The organism is Devosia sp., assembly GCF_035944845.1.
In the GTDB taxonomy this organism is placed as follows: Bacteria; Pseudomonadota; Alphaproteobacteria; order Rhizobiales; family Devosiaceae; genus Devosia_A.
The window spans coordinates 44,398-68,135 of record NZ_DASZAW010000111.1 but is presented as its reverse complement, the minus strand read 5'-3'; the positions used below and the strand labels follow the sequence as shown (position 1 = coordinate 68,135).

Below are 23,738 nucleotides of genomic sequence, written 5' to 3'. Positions count from 1 at the left end.
ATGAAGATGATCAAGACCGTTTCCGTTATCGGCATGGGCTATATCGGCCTGCCCACCTGCGCGGTGTTTGCGAGCCGTGGGCTCGAGGTGATCGGCATCGACGTCAACCCGTCGGTGGTCGAAAAGGTCAACCGCGGCGAGATCCACATCGTCGAGCCCGATCTCGACGGGCTGATCCAGAAGGTGGTGGCGAACGGCAAGCTCCGCGCCTCGACCACGCCCGAACCGGCTGATGCCTTCGTCATCGCCGTGCCCACCCCGATCACCGAGGACCACAAGCCCGACATCACCTATGTGCTGTCGGCGGCCCAGTCGATCGCCCCGGTGCTGAAGGCGGGCGACCTGGTGGTGCTGGAATCGACCTCCCCGGTCGGCACCACCCGCACCATGACGGCGCTGCTCGCCGAGCTCCGCCCCGACCTGAGCTTCCCGCTGGCCGCCGGCGAGGATGCCGACGTGCTGGTGGCCTACAGCCCCGAGCGCGTGCTGCCGGGCAAGGTCCTGACCGAGCTCACCAACAACGATCGTTCGATCGGCGGGCTGTCGAAGCGCGCCTCGGCGCGCGCCGTCGAGCTCTATTCGAGCTTTGTCGCCGGCGACCTGTTCATCACCTCGGCCGAAAGCGCCGAGCTGGTGAAGCTGACCGAGAACGCCTTCCGCGACGTCAACATCGCCTTCGCCAACGAGCTGGCGGCAGTGTGCCAGGATCTCGGGCTCAACGTCTGGGAAGTGATCGAGCTCGCCAACCGCCACCCGCGCGTCAACATCCTGCAGCCCGGTCCCGGCGTCGGCGGCCACTGCATCGCGGTCGACCCCTACTTCATCATCGACGCCGCGCCCAACAGCACGAGGCTGATGAGCTCGGCCCGCCGCATCAATTCGGATCGCCCCTTCGCCGTGGTGCGCGATATCGAGGCGGAGCTCGATCCTGAAAAGCCGCAGACCGTCGCCTGCCTCGGCCTGAGTTTCAAACCCAATATCGACGACGTGCGCGAGAGCCCGGCAGTCGAGGTGGTGAAGCTCCTCGCCGAGGTGCCCAACATCAAGCTGATTGCCGCCGAGCCGCATATCGGGGCCCTGCCGCGCGAGCTCGAGGGCAAGGGAATCGTCTTCACCGATGCGCTCAGCGCCATCGACAAGGCCGATATCGTGGTGCTGCTGGTCGACCACCGCCAGTTCGGGCTGATCGACCCCGAAGCGCTGGCCGACAAGAAGCTGATCGATACACGGGGCCTCTGGACCTGGCGCAAGGCCAAGAAGCCCGATGCCCGCATCGAGGGCAAGAAAGCCCGCGAGGATCGCCAGCGCGGCTTCCCGCTCCGCCGCGTTACGGATCGCGCCGCATGAGCGAGGGCACCCAGACCTGGAGCGAGCACCCGTTGCTCGCCGACCGGCGCCGGGAGTTTCTCGGCGCGCCCATGCATGCGCTGACCATGCCCGAGACGCTGGCCCTCGCCAATGAGGCGATGGCCAACCGCCGGCCGCTGCACCACACCGTGGTGAACGTCGCCAAGCTCGTGAACATGAAGCAGAACGCCGAGCTGCGCGAAGATGTGGCCAGCGCCGACCTGATCAATGTCGATGGCGCCGGGGTCGTCTGGGGCGCCCGGCTCTGCGGCGTCGCGCTGCCCGAGCGGGTGGCCGGCGTCGACATCATGACCAACCTCTTCGCGCTCTGCGCCAGGAACGGCTACCGGCCCTATCTGCTCGGCGCCGAACCGCATGTGCTGCAGGCGGTCGACCTGCAGCTCGCCAAGGATTACCCCGACCTGGTGGTCGCCGGCATGCACGATGGCTACTTCAAGCCCGAGGACGAGGCGGCCGTGGTAGCGGCGATCAATGCCAGCAGGGCCGATTGCCTGTTCGTCGCCATGCCGACGCCGCGCAAGGAGCGGTTCCTGAAGCAGTATCGCGACGTGCTGACCCCCAGTTTCGTCATGGGCGTGGGCGGCAGCTTCGACGTCTATGGCGGCAAGGTCGCCCGCGCCCCGCTGCTGGTGCAGAAGCTCGGCCTCGAGTGGCTGTTCCGCATCGCCCAGGAACCCCGCCGCCTGTGGCGCCGCTACTACGAAACCAATACCGCCTATGTCGGGCTGCTGTGGCGCGAACTGCGCGAACGCCGCCGCTCGGTGTAAGGCCTGGGGAGCGAGGGGCCCGTGCTTGGGGGAGCACGGGCCCCTCGGGCTTTTTGCCTGATTGATAGAGACGGCCCCCTCCCGGCCTCCCCCATAAAGGGGGAGGTGAAGAGTCGAGGCTCTGTCTTCGATCGTGCCTGACGAACCAGCGGGGCACCTCCCCCTTTATGGGGGAGGATGGGAGGGGGCCGTCTGCCGATGGAAGGCAGCCCGCCTAAACCATCCCCAGCCTGGCCCGCACCTTCCCCGCCAGCGCCCGCGTTTCAGCCGGGTGCAGCAGCGATTGCAGGCCGAAAAACACCAGGGTCCCGGCCACGCCGCCCACCGCCAGCTTGAACAGCGGCCAGGCTCCGCCGAAGAGCGCGCTCGCCGTCCAGGCGGCGAGGCCGGTGGCGGCGGCGACGCCGAGTGACACCGCCAGATCGGCCCAGGGCACCGGCACCGGGGTGAGGCGGTGGCTGATGCTGGCCGAGGCGATGAGCCCGGCGAGCGTGCCGCCCAGCAGCGACAGCGCCGCCCCGGTTTCCGCCCAGGCGGGGATCAGCAGCAGCGACAGCCCGATGGTCACGACCGAACCGGGCACCAGCGCCGCCATCAGCAGCCACGGCTTCTTGTGGGCATGAAAGACGTTCTGGAACACGAAGGTGGTGACGTTGGCGCTGAGCACGCTGAGCGCGATGATGGGGAAGAGCGTCCCCAGGTCCCGGTGATAATCGGCCGGCAGCAGCACGCCGCCGATCTCGGTGGAGAGCGCGATCAGCAAGGCGACGATCGGGAAGGTGAGCCGCGCCATCAGGGCCATCTGGTGGCCGAGGAAGCGCCCGGCAGCTTCAGGACCCTCGGTGTCGAACCTGCTCACCATCTCTGGGAAGGCGCCCATGTTGATGGCGTTGGCGATGGTATCGATCGGCTGGCGGGCCAGCGCATAAACCGCGGCGAACACCGCCACCGCCCCTGCATCGTAATAGAGCTTCAACAGCACCCGTTCGGCGCTGTTGAGCCCGAAGCTGACAATGGCGGCGGCGACCAGCGGGATGCCGAGCGCGAACAGTTCGCGATGGGTGAAGCGCGATGGCCCGGCAACCACATGGCGGCGCGCCAGCCCCAGCGCGATGCCGCCGGCAATCAGCACCCCCAGGCTCGAGGCCAGCGACACCCAGAGGAACGAGCCGTGAATGAGAACGATCGCCGCCACCGCCAGCACCAGTTGCAGCACGGCGCGCAGGAACTCGAGCAGCGAATAGGCCGAGTGACGCTGCTGCATCTGCAAGAGCGTCAGCGCGAAGCGGCTGAGCGAGCCGACCGCCAGGTAAGTGCCGACGGCAATGGTGAAATCGGCCCAGCGCTCCGGCGCCACCAGCGCCGAGCCGGCGGCCGAGACGAGAAGCCCCAGGAGCGTCGTCACCACCAGCACGCGGGCCGCAAGCTTGACGCTGCCGGTGCTGATCTCGCCCTTGCCGCCGAGCCGCAGGAGCGCGATGCGCAGCCAGCTGCTGACGGCGGAATCGGTGAGTTCGCCCATCGTCACCACCAGGGTGAGCAGGCCATATTCGGTCTGGTCGATCAGCCGCGTGGCGATCACCAGCATCAACAGCGCCGAAAGGCGCGTCAGGAGGATCGCCGGGGCATAAAACAGGGTCGAGCGGAGCAGCACGTCACATACCTTCATCATCCCCGAGGCATGCAACTGCATCCCCGGGCATTTCAGCCCCCTGCCCCTTTGGGTGCCTCCCCCCTGAGGCGCTCCTTGCGCCCCGGAGGGTTCTTCACCTTCGCTTAACCCTTTTGCCCCGATCCCGACAGCGCTTTGCCCCGTGGTGGTGAATAGCGGCAATTGTATCAAATAGGCCCCGCCGTAGCCCGAGGGCTATCCCATATGAACAGCCGCTGAGCTCTCCGTGATCCTCCACCGCGCAGCGGGGTCGCGGCTGAGCGCCAATGGGCGCTCACCGCTGGGGGACCAGCGAAGCTGGTGGAGGGGGCGACCCCAAACACCGGCGCTTCCCGCCGCCCCCTCCACCGCCTTCGGCGGTCCCCCTCCCCCGTTTCACGGTGGAGGAGCACCGAGAGGCCGGTGCGTGAACCCTTGTTCATCCCCGGGGCGAACCCTTGTTCATCCCCGGGGCGAACCCTTGTTCGTCCCCCCGTCCGTAAACCCTTTCCGGAGGCTGTGCTTTCCTGCCCACCCGGCAGCGGCTATCCCTTCGGCATCATGCTGCAACGCGCCACCCCCACCCGGACCCTCAACGTGCTCGTCGCGACGCCCGCCGGTGGCACCGGTCAGGGCGGGATCGACCGCGTGATGGGCGCACTGAAAGCCGAACTGGCCCGCTCCGGCAACGCGGCGGTCAATGCCAGCTTCGCCGCAACGCGCGGCACCGGACATATCGCGCTGGCGCCGTTCTATCTTGCCGGCTTTATGTTGAAGATGCTGGGCCTGCGGCTCCGGGGCCGGCTCGACCTGGTGCACCTCAACGTCGCGAGCTCCGGCAGCACCTACCGAAAACTCCAGATCGCCCGCCTCGCCCGGTTGCTCGGCATCCCCTATGTGCTGCACCTGCATGGCGCGGAATACCGCGAGTTCTGGAAGGATGACGAGAGCCGGCTGAGCCGCAGCATCAAACAGATGTTCGAAGGCGCCGCCGCCACGATGGTTTTGGGCCAGGTGTGGCGCGATTTCGTCGCCGCCCGCGCGCCCGGCGCCGCCGAGCGCATCGTCATCGTACCCAACGCCACGGCGCGGCCGAGCCTCGAACATGTCGGCGGTGGCGACAAGGTGCACATCCTGTTCCTCGGCCGCATCGGCGACCGCAAGGGCGTGCCGCAACTGGGCGATGCGCTGAAGCGGATGCAGCAGCTCGACACCTGGCGCGCCACCATTGGCGGCGACGGCCATGTCGACGCGGCGCGCACCAAGGCAGCCGAACTCGGCCTCGCCGACCGGGTCGATCTGCCCGGCTGGGTCGGGCCCGAGCGCGTCGCCGAACTCATCGCCACCGCCGATATCATGGTGCTCCCCTCCTTCGCCGAAAACCTGCCGATGTCGGTGATCGAGGCCATGGCGTCCGGCCTCGCCGTGGTGGCGACGCCGGTGGGCGCCGTGCCCGATATCATCCGGGATGGCGAGACTGGCCTCCTGGTACCGGTGGGCGATGTCGAGGCGCTGGCTGCGGCGCTGACCCGGCTCGTCGAAGATGCGCCGCTGCGCCAGCGGCTCGGCACTGCGGCCTTGGCGCTGCACCGCGAGCGGCTCGACCTTGCGCCCTATGCCGATACGGTCACCAAGGTGTGGGCCGGAGCTGCGCGTTAACACTAAGGTAACCTTTCGGTTCCCAGTTCCGCCCCCCGGGACTACCACGGTCCAGCGCGCCGCGAACAGTAGGTCGACGCGCATGGGAATGCGGCAAATGACCTACGACGTCGCCAGCACCGTGACCACAGTTTCCCCGGCGAAAACCGGGGGCGCGAGTGCGGCGATCACCACCGAGCTCGTGGCCGACAAGGCGAGGTGGGATAACCTCGTCGCCTCCTGCCCCGCCCCGCACCTGCCACAGGGCTTCGCCTATGGCGAAGGCAAGGCGGCGAAGGGGTGGACCATCCGGCGCGTGCTGCTCCTCGCTGCCGGCAAGCCGGTCGCCATCGCCACGGTGCTCGAACTCCGCCGCTTCGGCCTCCGCCTCCTCAACCGCATCAATCGCGGCCCACTGTTCCTCGACCCCACGCCTGATGCCGCCACCGTGGTTGCCGTCTATGCGGCGCTGCGTCGCCGCTGGGGCCGGATCTGGACCGCGCCGCTGCTGATCGCTCCTGCGCTGCCGCAGGGCCCCGCCAGCGACACTCTCTTGCGCCGCGCCGGCTACCGGCTGCGCCACCGCCGCTCCTGGCAATCGGGCCGCATCGACCTGACGGTCGGCGAAGACGCCTTGTGGGCCGGGCTCGCCTCGACATTCCGCAACCGCGTGCGCCATGCCGAAAAGGCCGGCGCCGAACTGCGCATCGCCGACGACGACGAGACTTACGAGTGGATGCTCGCCCGCCATGCCGAGAACATGGCCGAGCGCGGTTTTTCCGCCGCCGACCCCACACTGCTGCGCGCCCTGCGCGATAGCGCCCCCGACGCTGTCTCGGTGTTCCAGCTGCTCCATCAGGGCCAGCCGGTGGCCGGCATGTCGGTGGTGCGTTTCGGCACCCATGCCGAATATCACGTCGGCTGGTTCGGCCCCGAGGGTCGCAAGCTCAATGCCGGCAATTTCCTGATGTGGCAGATCCTCAGCGAAATGCACCGGCGTGGCGTCAAGAGCTTCGATGTCGGCGGGCTGAAGCCCGGCGACGGCTACACCCGCTTCAAGCGGACGATGAAGCCGGTCGAGTATCAGCTCGCCGGCGAATGGATGAGTTGGTGAAATTTATGTTGCTGATGGGCCGAGTGGATGCGGCCCGCGGCACTGAAATGGGGGAAACACCATGAGCCTGATGGATGTGGCGCGCGGCGCCTATGTACGGAGCCCCGAGGTGGTGCGGCGCTCGCTCGCCCCACTGGTGTCGCTGGTGCCGACGCGGCTGAAGTTCGGCGGCAGCTATCGCAGGTGGCGCGAACGCATTGCGCTGGCGAGCACCGACCCCGGCTATGCCGACAGACAGCACCTCGCCGCGCTCCGCGCCATCGTGGGGCGCGCCCATCGGCTGAGCCCGTTCTACCGCGAGCTGATCGAGCGCGCCTTCGGCAGCAGTTTCGACGCCACCACCTTCGAGTTCACGGACCTGACGCGCCTGCCCATCCTCAGGAAGGAAGAGCTGCGCGCTGCCGGCGAAGCCGCGCTCACCGTGCCGCGCAGCGAGGCCGATCGCGGCGACACCAGCGGCTCGAACGGCGAAAAGCCCTTCACCTTCTATCTCGACAAGGATCGCAGCGCCCGCGAGATGGCCTTCGTCTACGATTGCTGGAGCCGCATCGGCTTTGCCGAACAGACCGGCAAGATCGTGCTGCGCGGCTTCGGGCTCCACCCCAAGGGCACCTCGATCTCGCAATGGGAGCCGGCTTTGCGCGAGCTGCGCCTCTCGGTGTTCCCGATGACGCATGACGACGTCGCGACCTATCTCGACCTGATCGACAAGTACGACCTCGAATATCTCTACGGCTACCCCTCGGCCATCGAGCTGATGTGCCGGCACATGTGCCGCATCGGCCGCCGGCCGAAGCGCCCGCTGAAAGGCATCCTGCCGATCTCCGAGCCGCTTTATCCGCACCAGCGCCGCATCATCGCCGAAGTACTGGGCGACGTGCCGATCGCCAATTTCTATGGGCTCAGCGAAAAGGTGCTGTTCGCCCGCGAGATCAGCAGCGACGGCCTCTACCAGTTCGATCCGCTCTATGGCCTTGCCGAACTCGTCGATGAAGCCGGCCAGCCGATCACCGAGATCGGCCGCGAAGGCCGCCTGGTCGGCACCGGCTTTACCGGCATGAGCATGCCGTTCCTGCGCTACGACACCGAGGACCGCGCCACCCTGGTGGAGCTGCCCAGCGCGACCAATGGCCAGCGCCTCACGGTGGAGCGGCTGACCCCGCGGCGGAAGCCGGATTTCCTCATCTCGTCCGACGGCAACCGCGTCGTCACCATCGATTTCACCCCGGAAAACCCCCGCTATTTCGAGGGCATCGAGGAATACCAGTTCTTCCAGGATCGGCCGGGCCACAGCACCATCCGCTACATCCCCACCGCCGAAGGCGGCGAAGCCGACGCCCTCCGCGTCGCCAGCGGCCTGACCCAGCGCACCCACGGCAAGATCGTCTTCGCCATCGAGCAGGTGCAGCAACTGGCCGGCGGCCGCGCGGGCAAGCGGGCGTTCATCGACCAGCGGCTGGATATTTCGAAGTATTGAGGGGTGGCTGAGTGCTGGCAGACGGCCCCCTCCCGGCCTCCCCCATAAAGGGGGAGGTGCAGAGTCGAGGCTCGGTCTTCGATCGTGCCTAATGCACCGGCCGGACACCTCCCCCTTTATGGGGGAGGCCGGGAGGGGGCCGTCTCTATCAGTCAGCCCCCTACAACCCCAATGCCCCCAGCATTTGCCGATCCGGCTCCGCCTTCCCCGTCGGCACGATCACGCTCATCCCGTAGGGGTTGGCATATTCCCAGATCGCCCAGGCAATCCCCTGCGCCTCGGCCGCCTGCCGCACCGCCGTGAGATAGCGCAGCCGATCGGCGTTGAAGGCGCCCATCCGGCCATCGGGGCTCATCAGGATCGCCCCGAACTCGCCCATGAACAGACGCCGGGCGGGAATGCCATTGGCCTTGGCCCAGTCCACCGCCTCGCCGATCCGCGCCGTCACCTGCGCCTCGCCCCAATCCTCGGCGAAATACTCATCGATCGCCCCGCCGACCGCCGCAAGGTTGCGCGCTTGCTCGGCCTCGCTCAGCCCCGCCGCCATCATATGCGCCTTCAGCATTTCCACGGTCAGCTCGGCCGAGCCGGCGCCTGCCGGCCAGGGCAGGCCGGAGGCGAAGTCCGTCTCGCTCTCGGCCCGCTGATGGGTGAACGAATGCGGCTCATACATGTGGAAACTGTAGATGAGGTTCGGATCGTCGAACTCCGGCCTGAGGTCGGTGAGGCCGGTGACGCTGCCGCCGCAGCCGCCGGTGGCAACGAGCGTAAGTTCGGTGCTGACGGCGCGGACCGCCGCGACGGTCGCCGCCATGATCTGTTGCCAATCCTCGCTGCCCGAGGCATCGCACGGGTAGTGCGCGGGCTCGTTATAGGGCTCGAACGCCACCCGCTCGGCCCCGAGCGGCGCCAGCATGCGGGCGACATCGGCCGTCATCGCGATATAGCCGGCAATGGCCTCGGATCCGGCCGGGCCGTTGACGATAGCCATGCCGTATTGCGGCACCTGCGACACCGAGTGGAGGTTGAGCACCACCTTGAGTCCGGCGGCGAGGAGCTGTTGCACCGCATCGGCCAGCACCGCCAGCGCCTCCTGGCGCCTGTCGCCGCTGCTGGCCAAGAGCGGGCCGGGGTCGACCGTCAGCCGCACATAGTCGAACCCCAGCGCCCGGATGCTGGCGAACGGGTCGCTGTCCGGCCAGTCGCTCAGCGGCCGGCTGCCGCTCAGCCATTCCGCCACCGGCCGATAGGGCGGCCAGCGATAGCTGCCATCGGGCTCGAGCGGCGACCAGTTGAGCCACTCGTGGATGTTCACCCCGCGCTGCAGCGGCAGCGGCGCTGCCTGCGCCACCCCCCCGAGCAGCATCAGTGCCAGCACCGTTACCCGCCAGATCCCTGCCATGTCGCCCTCCGCTTCAGCGGCCTCATGTTAACCGCACGAGGCGATAGCGAGGTTTCAGGCAAGCCGAAATCGCCGCCTATGGTGTATCAGACGTCAAACCCATGGGAGCGCCGATGAAGCTCGGCTGGTACATCAACCGCTTGCGCAGCATGGAGCCGGCCGAGGTGCTGCACCGCCTCGGCGAGGCGGTGAACAAGCGCGTCTCGAAAGCCCTGCACCAGGGCTGGGCCCGCTACCCGGCCCCGGCCACCCTCCCCACCCTGCCCGGCCTCGCTCAGCGCATCGCCGCCGCCGACCCGGCAACCCGCGAGCGCATCGCTGCTGCAGCCACCAACACCCTTGCCGGCCGCTTCGGCGCGCTGGGGCGCGATTGGCCGGAGCGCGACCCGGCCAACCTTTTCCCGCATGCGCTATGGCGTTTCGACCCGGTCACCTCGGGCTTCTGGCCGGGCCCGGAGACCTATGCGCTCGATATCGATTTCCGCCACGATGGCAGCCGCGGCGACATCAAATATGTCTGGGAGCTCAACCGGCTGCAGTTCCTCGTGCCGCTCGCCGCCGACGTGCTGCTCACCAGCAACGCCGCAGCGCTCGCCGCCATCCAGGCCGCCATTGCCAGCTGGCACGCCGCCAACCCGCCCTACCGCGGGCCGGGCTGGGCCTCGGGCATCGAGGTGGCGCTGCGCGCCATCAGCCTCATCATCGTTTCGAGCCTCGCGGGCGAGCGGCTGGGCTCCGAGACGCAGCGCCAGCTTGGCGAAATCCTCGCCGCGAGCCGCTTCTGGCTGCCGCGCTTTCCCTCAAGCTTCAGTTCGGCCAATAATCACCTGGTGGCCGAACTCGCCGGCGAGTACCTGCTCGGGCTGAGCCATGGCGCCGAGCCCGAGGCGGTGCGCGCCGCGCTGCTCGCCGAAATCGACCGGCAGATCCTCGCCGATGGCAGCGGCGCCGAGCAGACCCCGACCTATGCCGCCTTCACGGTGGAGCTGGCGCTGCTCGCGGCCTTCGCAGCGCGCGCTACCGGCCGCCCGTTCCCGGCAGATTTCGACAAACGGATCAGCGCCTTCGCCGGTTTTGTTGAATCACTTGGCGACCCCACCCCTGATCTCGGCGATGACGACGAGGGCCGGGTGCTGACGCTGGGCGGCGACGAGCCGGGCTATGCCCGCTCGGTGGCCGCCGCCATTGCCGGCTGGCTCGGGCGGCCCGGCCTCGCCCCGGCGCCGGGCGATCTCCGCGCCGCCCTGTTCGGCACCCCGCCAAAGCTTGCCACCCTGCCGGCCGGCCTCACCACCTTCTCCGAAGGCGGCCTCACGGTGTGGCGCGGCCCGCTCGCGGGGCACCAAGCCACCCTCTGCTTCGATCACGGCCCGCTCGGCTATCTCTCGATCGCAGCGCATGGCCATGCCGATGCGCTCAGCATCACCCTGATCCTCGATGGCCGGCCGGTGCTGGTTGACCCCGGCACCTATATCTACGGCTCGGGCGGCGCCTGGCGCGACTGGTTCCGCGGCACCCCTTCGCACAACACGCTGAACCTCTACGGCCACAACCAGAGCCGCATCGCCGGCGCCTTCAACTGGGGCGACAAGGCCAAGACCCTGTGGCGCGGCCCGCTGCACGCCAGCCACGACGGCTATGTCAAAACCTTCGGCGTCACGCACGAACGCCGCATCGCCATCACCGATGACGGTTTCGACGTGCTCGACCGGCTCGAGGGCGGCACCGAGGAGGCCGAACTGGTGTTCCAGCTCGCCGCCGAGCTGGAGGCCCGCGTCGACGGCAACACCGTAGCGGTGAGCCGGGACGGCACGCCGCTGCTGGGCCTCACCTTCCCCTCCCCCGCCATAGCCGTTGCCCGCGGCGGCGCCACCCCCGGCCCCGGCGGCTGGGTCTCCCCCCGCTTCGGCATCAAACTCCCGGCCGACCGCATCGTCTGGCGCGGCAATGTCGGCCCGGACGGGGTGGTGACGAGGGTGCGCGTTTCTCAGCCGGGGGCGAACAGCGAGTAGCCAATAGCGCGTGGGAACGAACCTGCTCGCTATTCGCTACTCCCTGCCCGCTCTCCACCGGCAACGCTTGACACCCACCCCCGCCAAACCTAAGAAGGCGCCGCGCATAGCGCCCCGCCGGCGGTTCAAACCGCCCGCACCCTGGGGCGGAGTAGCTCAGTTGGTTAGAGCAGCGGAATCATAATCCGTGTGTCGGGGGTTCAAATCCCTCCTCCGCTACCAATAATCCCCCCCAACGACATGGCGGGGTATTGGCCACCACCGATCAGCGCATTCAGCTTTCCCTCGACTCGGATGTGAAGCGGCCCGTTCGCGGACGGCGTCAGGATCACGCGATCGATAAGCTTCCGGATCGGTTCAACGGCCGGATGCTCGTCGCCGGCCTCGGTTCTCAGAGCGGCTTCGATCTGGTCGACGGTCGCCAGGTATTCCTTGATCGCCGTCGGGTGGAGCTCCACCACCTTGACCGGCTCACCGACCGTTTTCAGCTTGGCTTCCAGTTCCGCCTTCTCAGCGCGCAACGGAGGCAACTGAACTGCAGCCTCGTCTTCCGAGACGATCCCCTTCACCACCAGGCCGACTGTCCGATCTAGCTCGCGCTGAACCGCAGCTAGTCGCTGATCGAGCTTTGCCCGCTGCTGGCCAGAGTTCGCCGCCAGCGCGCGACGCTCGGCGTTGTACGTCTTCAGGTAGAGCGCGATTGATGCCTTGTCCTTAAGCCGGTCCTTGAGGCCACTGAGGACGACTGGCTCGACAGTATCGAGAAACACGGGTGTCTTGTTATTGCAGCCGCCCTGACGTGCCGCGGTGCAATGGATGCGAATTCTTCCATTGCGCCGATCCTTCAGCGACATGCCGTTACCGCAACAGCCGCATTTCAACAGACCGGATAGCAGGCGCCGCGGTGCCCTTGCTCTCCATGCTGGCGCTTTTCCAATCTCGCCATTGCGAGCTTTGACCGCCGCCACGGTTTCGGCGTCGACAATGGCGAGATGGGGTGCATCAGCACGCTGCCACTCCGACACGGGGTTGACGCGCGAAACGCGTTTGCCAGTGTCCGGATCCTTGATGAACCTGGTCCTGTTCCAGACCAGTTGGCCGCCATAGAGCGGGTTCACCAAGATACCGTGGCCTCGGGCCTTGTTGCCCTGAAGAGCACTTTCCGACCAGTAGGACCCGCGCGGGGCTGCTATGCGGTCAGTGTTCAACCTCGCTGCGATTTCGCGCGGTCGGCTGCCAGCGACAAACTCACGGTAGATGCGTCGCACGATCTCGGCTTCGTCCTCGACGATTTCCAGTTCGCCCGGCTTTCCCAGCACCGGGCGATAACCATAGGCCCTGCCCCCGGCATGACGCCCGTCTCGGGTGACGCCAGCCATACCGCGGCGGATCATCACCTTTAGATCCTCGAGATACTGCGCATCGACTAGCGCCTTGATACCGTCGGTCAGGCGGTTCACCTCGCCATCGCCGGGGGTCATGATCTTCACGCCGGCAAACGTCATGTGCTTGCGGATTTCCGCGCGGTCGCCCTCGTCGCGACCCAGCCGGCTCAGGGTTTCGGCAATGACGACATCGAATAGCCGCTGGCGGCCGTCGGCGAGCATCTGGGCTAAGCCCTCGCGCCCGTGCATCGAGGCTCCAGACTTTGCGCGATCGGCGTAGACCTCCACTACATCGAAGTGCATACGATCGGCGTAGTCGCGGCAGACCTGAATCTGATCCTCGATCGACCGGTCGCGCTGAAGGTCTGAACTGAACCTGGCGTAGATGGCGGCACGGGTCATTGCTTCAGCTTGTCAGCGAGAAGTCGGGCCGAGATGACCCGTATGTCCTTCTCCGCGAGGTCGGGCGGCATAGCCCGATCAACGATGGCCAGCAGCCTTAGAAGCAACTCGGCAGCTTCCTCGTCCGGCAGTTCGGGCATGTCGGGGCCGATCGCGACCTTGGCAACATCGAGCAGGCCGCGCAGAACAGCCTTCTGATCCAGTTCAATGGCGGCTTTAAGCGGCTCGGTCACGCTGGGCCCCCTACCCTGGCTTGCTCAGCATAGTGGTCGCGCCGCGCCTGCTCTTTGGCAAGGGCCGTGATGATGGCGACGAGTTCGGGCGCCAGCTGCGCGGATGACTTGTCCACATCTGTCGGGTTGCGAGGCACGAGCTACAGACCCAAGGCCCCGATGATCGCCGCTGGGCTCGACAGGCCGATGGCCTGGAACGCCCCGATGGTCAGCGCAGAGAGCGCAATCATGATCAGCACTGCGATGATGATTGTGGCGATCAAGTTCATGCGGCCTTGGCCGGGGCCGTTTCAGCGTCGCGGACTGCTTCGAGCAGGCTAACCGAACCGGCTGCGGTAGCTGCCGGCCTGGTGATCATCGCTTCCGCGTCGTCGTCAACGAAGAAGATTTCGCTGACTTCGACCTGATCACCGCCATCGCCGTTGTCGAACCAGATCCAGCCATCATAGCCCGGCTGGGCCGCCAGCCAGTTCATCACGTCGCCTGCGTCGTGACCGATAACCTGCCCGTGCTGGTTGAAGTAGGTCGGCATCGTAGGGCTCCATCCCGTTGACGCCTCCATTTATAAGCTAAACTCAAAAATATGCAAGCGCAACTTTAGAAGGAAAACTCCAAACGACGCTCTCGACTCCGGTTCGGAAACAACCGAAAGTAGAACATACAGGGAACGCCGGAGGAAACGAATGCTGCCGACAGGTGCGAATGTAACGCTCGGAGAAGCGGCCACTATCAGCGTTGAATGCACCGACTGCGGGCGGGCCAGGTGGTGGCGCCCCCACGAGCTTTATCGGTTCGGAGTAAAGGCCACGACGCCGCTCGAGGCGTTATCGGCGCGCCTCAGTTGCTCGTCGTGCAAGGACGACGGACTGCCCGGGAAGAACATATCGGTGCAAGTCGGCTTCGTTACCGATCGGGTGCGGTTTCAGGCCGAAGCCCGGCTGCTCAATAGCCAAGCAGCTCCCGGTAGGGGATTACGCGCCACAGGCTTTTGATGGCGTAGCGGTTGAAGGTCAGTTGCTTGGGCGGGTTGTACTGCTCGACGATGATTTCCGACGCCGTGCGCTTCACCAGCTTTTTGATGAAGGATTTGCCGGCAGTTTCGCCAGCTTCCGGGAAAGCCTCGATAACGACATGATCCCCGATAACCGGCTCTCTGTCGCCTGCGTAGATCACTTCGCCTGGATCGTACCGTGGCACCATGCTGTTGCTCAGCACATGCAGCGCAAAGACCTTGCGCATGCCAGCGATACCGGGCGGGCGGCGCACATGACCGGCCACCTCGCCATTGAATGAGAAGTCGCCGTCGTCACCGCCGTAGGTGACGCCCATCAGCGGAACATCGCTCGGCCCTTGGGGCGGCACGATGTCGCCTGTAACCTGCTCCGCCTCGTTCAACGGCTCATCGTCGAGGTAGACGACCTCGCCGCGGCTCAGTGCGGTCGGATCCACGCTCAGGTAGTTCGCGACCGCCAGCAGGTTCTCGGTCGAGGGCAGATTGCGCCCCGTCTCCCAGTTGCCGATGGCGGCAACATCGACGCCCAGGTGCTCGGCGACGTTGCGCATGACGCCGCCGCGCTGCTTTCGCGCGCGCCGGATCGCCTCACCCACTGCAACGGATAGCTCAGTTTTCGCCATGGGCGGAATGTGCGGTTCCAGCGTCACTCGCGTCCATAAAAGTTTTGCTTGTATCGACTTTCGAGTTTGGCTTATATTCCGGGTATTCGAAGCGATCATCCCGCTGGTGCTATGACCAACAAAGAAGCCCTCACCCAAGCGATTAAGAATGCCGGTTCGGCTAGCGCCTTGGCGCGCGCCCTCGGTATCACCCCGTCGGCCGTCTTGCTGTGGAAGGAAGTGCCGGCTGGGCGCATCGTTGACGTCGAGCGGCTGACGGGCATCTCCCGCTTCGACCTCCGTTCCGACATCTGCGGACCTGCTCCTGTGCAGGCGGCCTGACTCATGAACAACTCGCTCAGCCACCAGAGCGACAGGGGCCGGCATCGCCACGCGGTGATGATCGCGGTCGGCCCCCTACTCCTCCCCCCAGCTGCCTTGCAGGGCGCGGGGATGACGGTGCCGAGGCCTCGTTGCGGCGGGGAGCCTCGGCACCGTCCGCGCGGCAGGGGCAGCGCCGCGGTACTGGATTCCGGCGCGCTTAAGGGCGCGCACCTCCGCGAGATTGATCACCACAGCTGCCAGGCTCTCAGTCTTTCTCGCAGGCATTTCGCTCTTAGTCCTTTCGTTCGCCGGCGTCGGCCGGTGGTGGAAACACCATCGCTGAACCCGGAGCCGAAAAATTGGGAACCGACGCCAAAATGACCAGCGCAACCCTATCGCTCGAACTGAAGACGTTCGCGCGGCGTAAGTGGCCGCTTGAGAACGACAAATCGCGGAAGCGGCTGCTGGCCGGTCTGCTGAAATTCACCCTGCGCCGAGTGCGCTCCCTCTACGAGGGCGAGCGGACCGCAGTCCCACGCGGGGACGAGATTGTCACGATCGAACAGCTCATCGGAAAACGGATCGGCGCGGCGGCCGAAAAGGAACTGACGGATGCGAAAGCCGAATATCGGTCCCTGGCGGACCTTGCTGCTGGGCTGCAGGCACTGGTTACCGGGCCCAACGCGGATTTCTACCGCCCGCAGGTGGATGCGTTCCGGGCGGCGCTCCTTGGCGAAGGGGTTGTTGATTATCGGGGCGGCCGGAGATCTAGCGCCGGAAATCAAGGACGAGCCGGGACCGGCTGACGAATAGCGGCGCGGCGCCGCTGGGCCGGGGCAAGGCGGGTCGACAACAACCAGCTGCAGCTCCGGCCGTATCTTCACAATGGAGTGCTTGATGGAAAGCGACTTGTCGCCGACCGGCGGAGCTATGTCATTTGCGCAGGAGTTGGAATTTGCCCTGTTAGGGGCATGTTTCAACGATCCCGCGGTCATTGACGCTGTCGCGCCGATCGTAGAGCCAGACGACTTCAGCGAACCAATTAACGGCCGCGTCTTCGACCTTCTTCTCGGTCGACGACTTGAAGGCGGCAAGATCGACGCGGCGGCGATCACCGATGCGGTGTCCATCATGGTTTTGGACGCGGAAGGCGCCGACTTCGTCGAGCGCTACGTCGACGCCATAGTACACCCCCGGGTGAAGCCTCGGTTCCCCAAGGCTTTCGCTGTCAAGTTGCGCGCCGCCAGCAAGACCACCACGGAGGTGGTAGCGTGAGCGCAGAGGCAATGAAGTGGGCCAAGCGCCAGCCGATCACCGGTAGCCCGAAAGCGGTGCTTCTTGCTTTGGCCTGGTACGCGAACAAAACCGGCGTCGGCTGGCCCTCTCAGCAGACATTGGCCGACTACACGGGTTTGGGCGTCAGGACCGTACGGAGGGCGCTCGTCACGCTCGAGGACCGCAATGTCATCCGCCGCAGGCCGCGCAGCCGGGGAGCGCTCGGCCGATCCTCCGACCACATCGAATTGCCCATCTGGCGGGAAGTGGCGCCCCTGAAGCGGACCATTCGACCGTTGCTTCCAACCGGCCAATCTGGCCGCTTGCGAGGGAAGAATGAGCCGTATTCGCAACCGGCCAATCTGACCGTTCCAACCGGCCAATCTGGCCGGGGAATAGTAAGTGATCAGCAGAGTCCTGACCAAGAAAGGTTCTCGATAGAAGAGTTAGGTACTACGCGAGGCACAGACTGGCCGCCGCTGCGGGTGATCGCCGGGGGCCTGAAATGACCCGCCAGCTTTACGACCACCAGCACGCTGCCATCGAACTGCTGCGAACTTCACTGCGCAACGGCCATACCCGCCCCATGCTCATGGCGCCGACGGGGTTCGGCAAAACGCTGACCGCTGCCCAGATCATCCGTAACGCGCTCAACCGCGGGAAGAAGGTCGCCTTCACCGTCCCTTCGATTTCGCTCATCGACCAGACCGTGGAGGAGTTCGGCGCCGAGGGCATCACCGAGATTGGCGTGATGCAGGCCGACCACCCGCTGACGGATGCCTCGAAGCCCGTTCAGGTCTGCAGTGTGCAGAGCCTGGTCAAGCGCCAATTCCCTTGGGTCGACCTCGTCCTCAACGACGAGGCGCATGAGATGCACAAGGTCATTTTCCGATGGATGGCGGAACGGCAGTCGATCCCATTCATCGGGCTGTCGGCGACGCCCTGGTCGAAGGGGCTGGGCCGGTATTATGACGACCTGCTGATTGCGGCGACCACCAAGGATCTCATCGAGCGCGGCTACCTGTCGAAGTTCCGGGTCTTCGCCCCGTCGCACCCTGATTTGAAGGGCGTTCACACCGTCGGCGGCGACTACCACGAGGGCGAACTGGCGGCGGCCATGGACAAGCCGCAGCTCGTCGCCGATGTCGTATCGACCTGGATGCGGCTCGGCGAGAACCGGCCTACCTTCTGCTTTGCAGTCAACCGAGCGCACGCCCGATCGCTCGAGGCGGAATTCCAGCACGCCGGCATCACCACCGGGTACATCGACGCTTACACCGAGCGCGAGGACCGCAACCGCATCGGTCAGGCCTTCAATGCCGGCCGCGTCAAGGTGGTGGTGAACGTCGGGGTGCTGACGCGCGGCATTGACTGGGACGTGCGCTGCCTAATTCTGGCCCGGCCGACCAAGTCTGAAAAGCTCTTCGTCCAGATCGTCGGGCGGGCGCTGCGCACCGCCGAGGGCAAGGAAGATGCGCTAATCCTCGACCACTCGGACACCACGCTGAAGCTCGGCTTCGTCACCGACATCCACCACGAGCATCTGGACACCGGCAAGCCCGAGGAAGGTTCGAGCGCACGGCCGGCGAAAAAGCAGAAGCTGCCGACCGAATGCCCGGCTGCCGGGTGCAGCTATGTGAAACCAGCCGGCGTCCACAAGTGCGCCGCGTGCGGGTTTGAGCCGGTCTATCGCAAGGCCGTCGAGACCGTCGACGGCGAACTGCACCAGGTGGGGGGCAAGACACGGACCTATACCCAGGCGGAGAAGCAGCGCTTCTGGTCAGGTTTGCTCTGGTACGTCGAGCAAAAGGGAAAATCTGAAGGCTGGGCTGCCCACTCCTACAAGGACAGGTTCGGGGTGTGGCCGCGCGGATTGTCAGCTCGCCCGGTGGAGCCTGACATCCAATGCCGCCATTGGGTGAAATCGCGCGCCATCGCCTTCGCCAAGGGCATGGAAAAGCGGGAGCACGCCAATGCGGCATGATACCCCGCTCAAGGATCGCGCCCAAGGGCACTGGCAGACCATCCTGCCCCAATGCGGGGTCGACAGCCGCCACCTCGACGGCAAACACCATCCATGCCCGATTTGCGGCGGCAAGGACCGCTGGCGTTTCGACGACCTTCAGGGGCAAGGCACGTCGATTTGTGGTCAGTGCGGCGCGCGCACCGGCATGCAGCTGGTGATGGACCTGCATAGCTGGTCGTTTGCCCAGATGGCCGCCGAGGTGGAAAAGATCATCGGGGACGATCCGGCGCCGAGGCAGCCGGCCAAGCCCCAGAAGGACGCCGCGGAGAAGTTCGCCGAGGCGCAGGCCTTTTGGCGATCGGGCGTCCGGATCACCGACGGGGATCCCGCCGACCTCTACCTGAAGCGTCGCGTCGGTATCTACGCCCCGACCAGGGCGCTGAGGTTCATCCCCGCGACGCCATTCGGCGGCACGACCTACCCGGCGCTGGTGTCGGCCTACGTCGATGTGCACGGCGACCTAGCCGGCGTGCAGCGCACCTTCCTGACCATGGACGGGCGCAAGGCAGGGCTTGACCCGGATCGGTGGAATACCGGCGCCCTCCCCGACGGCGGCGCGATCCGGCTGGCGAAGCACGACAAGGTGCTCGGCATCGCCGAGGGCGTCGAAACTGCCCTGTCGGCCACCCGGCTTTACGGGGTTCCCGTGTGGGCCGCCCTGAACGAGAACCGGCTCGAGGTGTGGCAACCACCGGAGGGCGTGACTGAAATCGTGGTGTTCGGCGACGCGGACATGAACTGCGTCGGTCAGGCGGCCGCCTTCGCGCTCGGCAAACGCCTCAGCCGGGACAAGACCCGCACCGTGCAGGTGATGATCCCGCCCGACTTGGCTACTGACTGGAACGACGTGCTGCGCCAGCAGAGTGAGGCGGCATGACCTGCCTCGGGCATGCGCATACACGTGCACATAGCGCGCCGCGCGCTTCGCACGGGAGCGTGAACGTGCGCGAGGGGCTAGTTCTTGTTACCCTTCCCTTGCGACTGCACCAGACGCTTCAGGCCATCCTGAATCTCAGGAGCCAAGCCATGCTCGGCGATATGGCCAACGATTTCGCGGAGGCCCTTCACCTCCTCCACCAGCTCTTTGGTCAGATCGAACATCTCTCGCTGTTGCGCGATGCCGGCTTCCATCTCATCGAGGGCCATCGAGGCTATCGGCAATTCCCGATCCAATTGGAAGCTGAGTTCGAGGCGACGAATGATCTCGGCGTTCACCGAAGCGTCGCCCGCGGCACTCTGCAGCCGCTCGTAGAGCTTCGACGGAACGCGGATCGTGTAGCGGGTGTATTCGTCCTGCTTGGCCATGACGGGGCACCTAGCACCAAACTGGTGAAAAATCTACAACCGCCCATTGCGCACCAAATTAGTGCGTGTTAGTTTCGATGTCACCAAATTAGTGAAGGAAGGGAAATGACAGCCAAGGACGACGAAGTTCGCATGACCGTTCGCCTCCCCGCCGACGTCGTGGAGTTCTTGGACGCTGAAGCAGAGACGGAATTCACGTCTCGCAATGCACAGATTGTTCGCTCGGTCCGCGAGCGGATGCATCTCCAGAAAAGTGAAGGGCCGGTCGCGCGAACGACCAGCCCCTCGAATGCCACCTGATCAATCCGTGCAAGGAAAAAATCCGATGAACGCGCATTCCAATACCACAACTGCGACCATCAAGGCAAAGGCCGTCAAGATCGGCTCGCCCTCGCTGACTGCCTTTGCGGCATCCGCCAGCGAGGAAAGCGAAGCGAAGTACCAGGAACAGGCCGTTCCGCGCCGCGCCGCGATGCAGGCGATAATTGATGGGGCCACGTCCGCCTCCTATGCGCTCGTCCAAGCCGCGAAGTTCCATCTGGCGGCGTACACGGAACGCGACCTTCTCGTTGAGCCAGCCCTCGCTTCGCCCGGCTACGCCGACTGGGAAGCCGAGAGTTCGCGGCTCGACGTGATCGCCGCCGAAACTTGGCTGGAGTTCCTGGCCTGCCCCTGCATTGGCGCCGCCGACCAGAACCTCAAGGCGGCGTATGTCGACGCGATCCCAGGCGGCGCAGAAAACCTCGACACAGCGGCGTTTGGCGCGCTGGTCGGAAGCCTCAGGTCGGCGAACGCGCCCGATACTTCGGGCGTGACTGCGGGGTCCATCGTCTACGTGGCCGCGTCCGCTGCGGCCGGCGCAAGCGACGGCCTCTGCATCGTCAAGGAAGTACTGGGCGACGCCATGGTTGAGGAAACCGGACCCGATGGCGAATTCCGGATGTTTCGGCGCGACCAGATCACCCATTGGCTGGAAGGCGTCATAGTTGAGGGCGGGCACCGTGGCGCTGTTGTCACCAACCCTCCGGACGACAGCCAACTGCTGGACCTCATCGCCCGTTTCGACGCGCTGCGGCCGGCGCAGAAGACGGGCTGGGCCAAGCTGGAACAGATGCACAATGAGGCTCGTAGCAGCCACGAGAAGAAGCACGGCCCCGAGCCGCATTTTTCTGCAGACATGGCCGCGACCCAGGCGTGGCGCAAGCTGTTCAACGCCTCCGCACTGTTCAGGAAATGGAGCGTCGCCGAGGAAGAGTACAGCCGGAGCATTGGCACCCCGGCATATATGCTCGCCACCGCCATCGAGAAGACCAGGCCCAATACGCCTGCGGGCTTCGCCGGCAAGATGCGCGCCATCGTCTACACCAGTGAGTTGAACGGCGGAAACTCCGAAGACTTTGATCACCGCCAGTTGGTGACGATTGCCGAGGAAGCCGAAGCGGTGATGCTCGCGAGCGCCGCCCCGCAGGGTGGTGGGGGCGAAGGCAAGTCGCCGTCACTTCCTGACCTAGACCTGGCCGACTTCAACCTTCAACAGCTCATCACCCTGTCAAAGCTAGCCGGCGAGCTGGGCGATAGCTGCAACGAGTTCTCCGAGGCACCGCTTTTCAAGGTCAAGTTCGAAACCGGCCCGTACAAGGGGGCCTGGGATCACACCGCCAACGGAAAGATCGTCGCAAGTATCACCGAGTGGGCGGACAACCAGTCGGATCGCGCCAAGGACGAGATTGAAGCGCGTCAGCCAACGACCGCCCCCGAAGCCTATGCCCGCTGCATCGCAATGGTCGAGCGCCATGGCAAGAACGACGAAAGCCTCGAAGGCATGATGGCGATCGTAGCTGAGGGCATCGAGCAGGAACGCGCGCTCTCGGCGAAAGCTGCCTGATCATGACACTGAGGATCAATGGCCTGGGCGGGACTATGAGGGTTCCGCCCGCAATGCAGGCCCTCGTTGATGTGGGCAGACTCAACCCGGAGCCTGGGCAGTCCGGAACAATCGATTGCCCGAAGTGCACCAATCCCACCTTCAACTGGTGGAAAGAACGGGTGATCGGCAAGCTCAGCGGGGCGTGCACGTCCTGCGGGCTGAAGCTCCCGAGGGCATGACGATGACCCGCCTTAACTTCCACCGCCGCGAGAAATTCGGCCTCGTCGGCTACGTCGCGCGGGCTGGCCAATGGCAGTTCCTGGTCATTTCGGACATGGGCAAGTGGACAGCTTCGCACCGGCTTATTGACCCGCAGGAAACGGTCAGCGCCTCGTCAACGATACAGGGACCGTTCGAAACCTTCGATGAGGCAGCGGCAGCGGCCGAAGCCAAGTACCGCGAACTGGCAGGGCTCAACTAGGTGACGCCGCCGGCATGAGGTGCAACACTGCCGGCGACGACTTGGAGGCCACCATGCAGCAGGAAGAAGCCCGCGAGTTCATCATCATTGTGCCGACCGACGAGCCGGGGCCGCCACCGATGCATGATGCGATACTGGCGGATCTCGAGAGGAACTTTCCCGGCTGCAAATTCACCGTCGTGGCCAGCGCCGATCTGCGGCCGACCTATGTGGCCGAGGCCGCTGACCAGTTCGTTTATGACCAGATGACGGTGATACCGGTGATGAGTCGCCGATCGGCAGATAGCCCTCCAGGCGTGATGCTCATGAACGCCCCTCCCGCACCTGAGCTGGTGGAAGCGATCGCCAAGCGCCTTGAGGCCATCGAGACTGGCAAGCTCGCCCACTGAAACTCAAAGGCGCCACGCCGGGGCTGTCGGTCCGACGTGGCGCCAGCAGGTCGCTCGCAGACACGGGGGCACGTTCGCGAGCGATGCGCAGAGTAGCCGGATCACCCGCAAGCGATAGCCCGAAGCTTGATTCAATTCCTCACCAGCTACTGAATTTCGTATCATGATGCGATACAAATCCGTTGCATCCCCGTTGCCGTATCAGATAGTGATACATACATAGGGAGCACGGAATGATCCGATCGTTCAAAGACAAGCTGACGGCAGCGGTAGCGGAAGGGAAGGCTGGCAAAGGCTTTCCGGCTGATCTTGTCGACCGGTCGAAGCGGAAAATCCGTTTCCTCGATGCCGCCAAGAACTTGAACGACCTTCGCGTTCCGCCCGGCAACCGTCTCGAAGAACTGAAAGGTGACCGAGAAGGCCAGCACTCCATTCGCATCAACGACCAGTGGCGCATCTGCTTCACATGGTCGGACGGTGGCGCAGACGATGTGGAGATTACCGACTATCACTAATTGCCCGGCGGGCCGCTGCGCTTCAGGCCTGCCTACAGCCCAAGGAGGGGCACAAAAGATGGCAACCTTCGTGACGCCGGTTCACCCCGGCGAAATCCTCCGAGAAGAATTCATGGCGGAGCTGGGACTATCGGCCGGCGCGCTGGCAAAGGCGATCGAGGTTCCGCGTACCCGGATCGAGCGTATCGTCGCCGAGGAAGTCGGCATCAGCACGGACACCGCATTTCGCCTTGCCCGGTATTTTGGGACGAGCCCGGATGTCTGGCTGAACCTGCAGCAGTCCTACGAGGTTTCAGTGGCAGCAAAAAGCATGAAGCCTGCCCTGCAGCGTATCACGCCCCGAGCCGACGACGTGCCGGCCGACTGGCTGCTGGCCTGATCCCGTGCCCCGCCGTCAATGCCGCATGGTGTATACGGCGGGGCACGGCCCACCGTTGACGTGGTCAACGCGACCCACCTATTCCCTCGCGCGGCAAATCGCGGTAACATAATA

The 23,738-nt window shown here is 65.4% G+C and carries 26 protein-coding genes and 1 tRNA gene; 19 read left to right on the top strand and 8 right to left on the bottom strand.

Annotation, left to right across the window (positions count from 1 at the left end):
* Together wecC and VGV07_RS22475 are read left to right on the top strand one after the other, a co-directional pair.
* Positions 1-1,347: a UDP-N-acetyl-D-mannosamine dehydrogenase gene (wecC, locus tag VGV07_RS22480; RefSeq protein ID WP_414649988.1), complete on the top strand. Its 1,347-nt coding sequence runs from the start codon at positions 1-3 to the stop codon at positions 1,345-1,347.
* A complete protein-coding gene (locus VGV07_RS22475; protein WP_326870976.1) occupies positions 1,344-2,135 on the top strand; it encodes a WecB/TagA/CpsF family glycosyltransferase in 792 nt (263 codons plus the stop codon). The genes wecC and VGV07_RS22475 overlap by 4 nt, the downstream gene beginning before the upstream one ends.
* Before the next feature lie 214 nt (positions 2,136-2,349).
* Here the strand turns inward: VGV07_RS22475 and VGV07_RS22470 are convergent, their stop codons facing one another.
* The gene (locus VGV07_RS22470) at positions 2,350-3,828 is read right to left on the bottom strand and encodes a lipopolysaccharide biosynthesis protein (protein ID WP_326870975.1); all 1,479 of its coding nucleotides are present in this window, start codon (positions 3,826-3,828) and stop codon (positions 2,350-2,352) included.
* 477 nt (positions 3,829-4,305) lie between these two features.
* On the opposite strand from VGV07_RS22470, the gene VGV07_RS22465 reads away from it, so the two are divergent.
* From VGV07_RS22465 to VGV07_RS22455, 3 genes are all read left to right on the top strand, one after another.
* A complete protein-coding gene (locus VGV07_RS22465) occupies positions 4,306-5,445 on the top strand; it encodes a glycosyltransferase family 4 protein (RefSeq protein WP_326870974.1) in 1,140 nt (379 codons plus the stop codon).
* Between the two features lie 97 nt (positions 5,446-5,542).
* Positions 5,543-6,538, top strand: coding sequence for a GNAT family N-acetyltransferase (locus tag VGV07_RS22460; protein ID WP_326870973.1), 996 nt, complete (start codon positions 5,543-5,545; stop codon positions 6,536-6,538).
* A 61-nt stretch (positions 6,539-6,599) separates the two neighbouring features.
* Positions 6,600-8,015 carry a hypothetical protein gene (locus tag VGV07_RS22455; RefSeq protein ID WP_326870972.1) on the top strand — a complete coding sequence of 472 codons (1,416 nt, stop codon included), beginning with the start codon at positions 6,600-6,602 and terminating at the stop codon, positions 8,013-8,015.
* Positions 8,016-8,175: 160 nt separating this feature from the next.
* Here VGV07_RS22455 and VGV07_RS22450 read toward each other — a convergent pair whose 3' ends face one another.
* The gene (locus VGV07_RS22450; RefSeq protein WP_326870971.1) at positions 8,176-9,417 is read right to left on the bottom strand and encodes a glycoside hydrolase family 5 protein; all 1,242 of its coding nucleotides are present in this window, start codon (positions 9,415-9,417) and stop codon (positions 8,176-8,178) included.
* A 113-nt stretch (positions 9,418-9,530) separates the two neighbouring features.
* On the opposite strand from VGV07_RS22450, the gene VGV07_RS22445 reads away from it, so the two are divergent.
* Positions 9,531-11,429, top strand: a complete 1,899-nt coding sequence (locus tag VGV07_RS22445; protein ID WP_326870970.1) for an alginate lyase family protein — start codon at positions 9,531-9,533, stop codon at positions 11,427-11,429.
* 145 nt (positions 11,430-11,574) lie between these two features.
* Positions 11,575-11,651: transfer RNA gene (locus VGV07_RS22440), tRNA-Met, on the top strand.
* On the opposite strand, the gene VGV07_RS22435 is transcribed toward VGV07_RS22440, so the two are convergent.
* The 5 genes from VGV07_RS22435 to VGV07_RS22415 form a co-directional block, all read right to left on the bottom strand.
* Positions 11,630-13,216 carry a recombinase family protein gene (locus tag VGV07_RS22435; RefSeq protein ID WP_326870969.1) on the bottom strand — a complete coding sequence of 529 codons (1,587 nt, stop codon included), beginning with the start codon at positions 13,214-13,216 and terminating at the stop codon, positions 11,630-11,632. The two genes, VGV07_RS22440 and VGV07_RS22435, sit on opposite strands and share 22 nt — an antisense overlap.
* Positions 13,213-13,449 carry a hypothetical protein gene (locus tag VGV07_RS22430; RefSeq protein ID WP_326870968.1) on the bottom strand — a complete coding sequence of 79 codons (237 nt, stop codon included), beginning with the start codon at positions 13,447-13,449 and terminating at the stop codon, positions 13,213-13,215. The genes VGV07_RS22435 and VGV07_RS22430 overlap by 4 nt, the downstream gene beginning before the upstream one ends.
* A gap of 140 nt (positions 13,450-13,589) precedes the next feature.
* Positions 13,590-13,718, bottom strand: a complete 129-nt coding sequence (locus VGV07_RS22425) for a hypothetical protein (protein ID WP_326870967.1) — start codon at positions 13,716-13,718, stop codon at positions 13,590-13,592.
* Positions 13,715-13,981, bottom strand: a complete 267-nt coding sequence (locus VGV07_RS22420; protein ID WP_326870966.1) for a hypothetical protein — start codon at positions 13,979-13,981, stop codon at positions 13,715-13,717. The genes VGV07_RS22425 and VGV07_RS22420 overlap by 4 nt, the downstream gene beginning before the upstream one ends.
* A 410-nt stretch (positions 13,982-14,391) precedes the next feature.
* Positions 14,392-15,084, bottom strand: coding sequence for an XRE family transcriptional regulator (locus tag VGV07_RS22415; RefSeq protein ID WP_326871050.1), 693 nt, complete (start codon positions 15,082-15,084; stop codon positions 14,392-14,394).
* Between the two features lie 48 nt (positions 15,085-15,132).
* On the opposite strand from VGV07_RS22415, the gene VGV07_RS22410 reads away from it, so the two are divergent.
* The 6 genes from VGV07_RS22410 to VGV07_RS22385 all read left to right on the top strand — a co-directional run bounded on the left by VGV07_RS22410 (position 15,133) and on the right by VGV07_RS22385 (position 19,565).
* Positions 15,133-15,405 carry a transcriptional regulator gene (locus tag VGV07_RS22410; protein ID WP_326870965.1) on the top strand — a complete coding sequence of 91 codons (273 nt, stop codon included), beginning with the start codon at positions 15,133-15,135 and terminating at the stop codon, positions 15,403-15,405.
* Between the two features lie 359 nt (positions 15,406-15,764).
* The gene (locus VGV07_RS22405; protein WP_326870964.1) at positions 15,765-16,193 is read left to right on the top strand and encodes a hypothetical protein; all 429 of its coding nucleotides are present in this window, start codon (positions 15,765-15,767) and stop codon (positions 16,191-16,193) included.
* Positions 16,194-16,284: 91 nt separating this feature from the next.
* Positions 16,285-16,662 carry a DnaB-like helicase N-terminal domain-containing protein gene (locus VGV07_RS22400; protein WP_326870963.1) on the top strand — a complete coding sequence of 126 codons (378 nt, stop codon included), beginning with the start codon at positions 16,285-16,287 and terminating at the stop codon, positions 16,660-16,662.
* A complete protein-coding gene (locus tag VGV07_RS22395; RefSeq protein ID WP_326870962.1) occupies positions 16,659-17,171 on the top strand; it encodes a helix-turn-helix domain-containing protein in 513 nt (170 codons plus the stop codon). The genes VGV07_RS22400 and VGV07_RS22395 overlap by 4 nt, the downstream gene beginning before the upstream one ends.
* A complete protein-coding gene (locus VGV07_RS22390) occupies positions 17,168-18,646 on the top strand; it encodes a DEAD/DEAH box helicase (RefSeq protein WP_326870961.1) in 1,479 nt (492 codons plus the stop codon). The genes VGV07_RS22395 and VGV07_RS22390 overlap by 4 nt, the downstream gene beginning before the upstream one ends.
* Entirely contained in the window at positions 18,636-19,565 is a 930-nt protein-coding gene (locus tag VGV07_RS22385) for a toprim domain-containing protein (RefSeq protein ID WP_326870960.1), read from the top strand. Before VGV07_RS22390 ends, VGV07_RS22385 begins: the two co-directional genes overlap by 11 nt.
* Positions 19,566-19,642: 77 nt before the next feature.
* Here VGV07_RS22385 and VGV07_RS22380 read toward each other — a convergent pair whose 3' ends face one another.
* Entirely contained in the window at positions 19,643-19,993 is a 351-nt protein-coding gene (locus VGV07_RS22380; RefSeq protein ID WP_326870959.1) for a hypothetical protein, read from the bottom strand.
* Between the two features lie 105 nt (positions 19,994-20,098).
* Between VGV07_RS22380 and VGV07_RS22375 the strand changes: the two genes are divergently transcribed.
* The 6 genes from VGV07_RS22375 to VGV07_RS22350 all read left to right on the top strand — a co-directional run bounded on the left by VGV07_RS22375 (position 20,099) and on the right by VGV07_RS22350 (position 23,624).
* Positions 20,099-20,293: a hypothetical protein gene (locus VGV07_RS22375; protein ID WP_326870958.1), complete on the top strand. Its 195-nt coding sequence runs from the start codon at positions 20,099-20,101 to the stop codon at positions 20,291-20,293.
* A 25-nt stretch (positions 20,294-20,318) separates the two neighbouring features.
* Positions 20,319-21,878 carry a hypothetical protein gene (locus tag VGV07_RS22370; RefSeq protein ID WP_326870957.1) on the top strand — a complete coding sequence of 520 codons (1,560 nt, stop codon included), beginning with the start codon at positions 20,319-20,321 and terminating at the stop codon, positions 21,876-21,878.
* Positions 21,879-22,101: 223 nt separating this feature from the next.
* Positions 22,102-22,341: a hypothetical protein gene (locus VGV07_RS22365; protein WP_326870956.1), complete on the top strand. Its 240-nt coding sequence runs from the start codon at positions 22,102-22,104 to the stop codon at positions 22,339-22,341.
* Positions 22,342-22,394: 53 nt separating this feature from the next.
* Entirely contained in the window at positions 22,395-22,730 is a 336-nt protein-coding gene (locus tag VGV07_RS22360) for a hypothetical protein (RefSeq protein ID WP_326870955.1), read from the top strand.
* A 233-nt stretch (positions 22,731-22,963) separates the two neighbouring features.
* Entirely contained in the window at positions 22,964-23,245 is a 282-nt protein-coding gene (locus VGV07_RS22355) for a type II toxin-antitoxin system RelE/ParE family toxin (RefSeq protein WP_326870954.1), read from the top strand.
* Positions 23,246-23,303: 58 nt separating this feature from the next.
* On the top strand, positions 23,304-23,624 hold the full coding sequence (locus VGV07_RS22350) for a HigA family addiction module antitoxin (RefSeq protein WP_326870953.1): 321 nt from the start codon (positions 23,304-23,306) through the stop codon (positions 23,622-23,624).
* Positions 23,625-23,738: the final 114 nt, after the last annotated feature.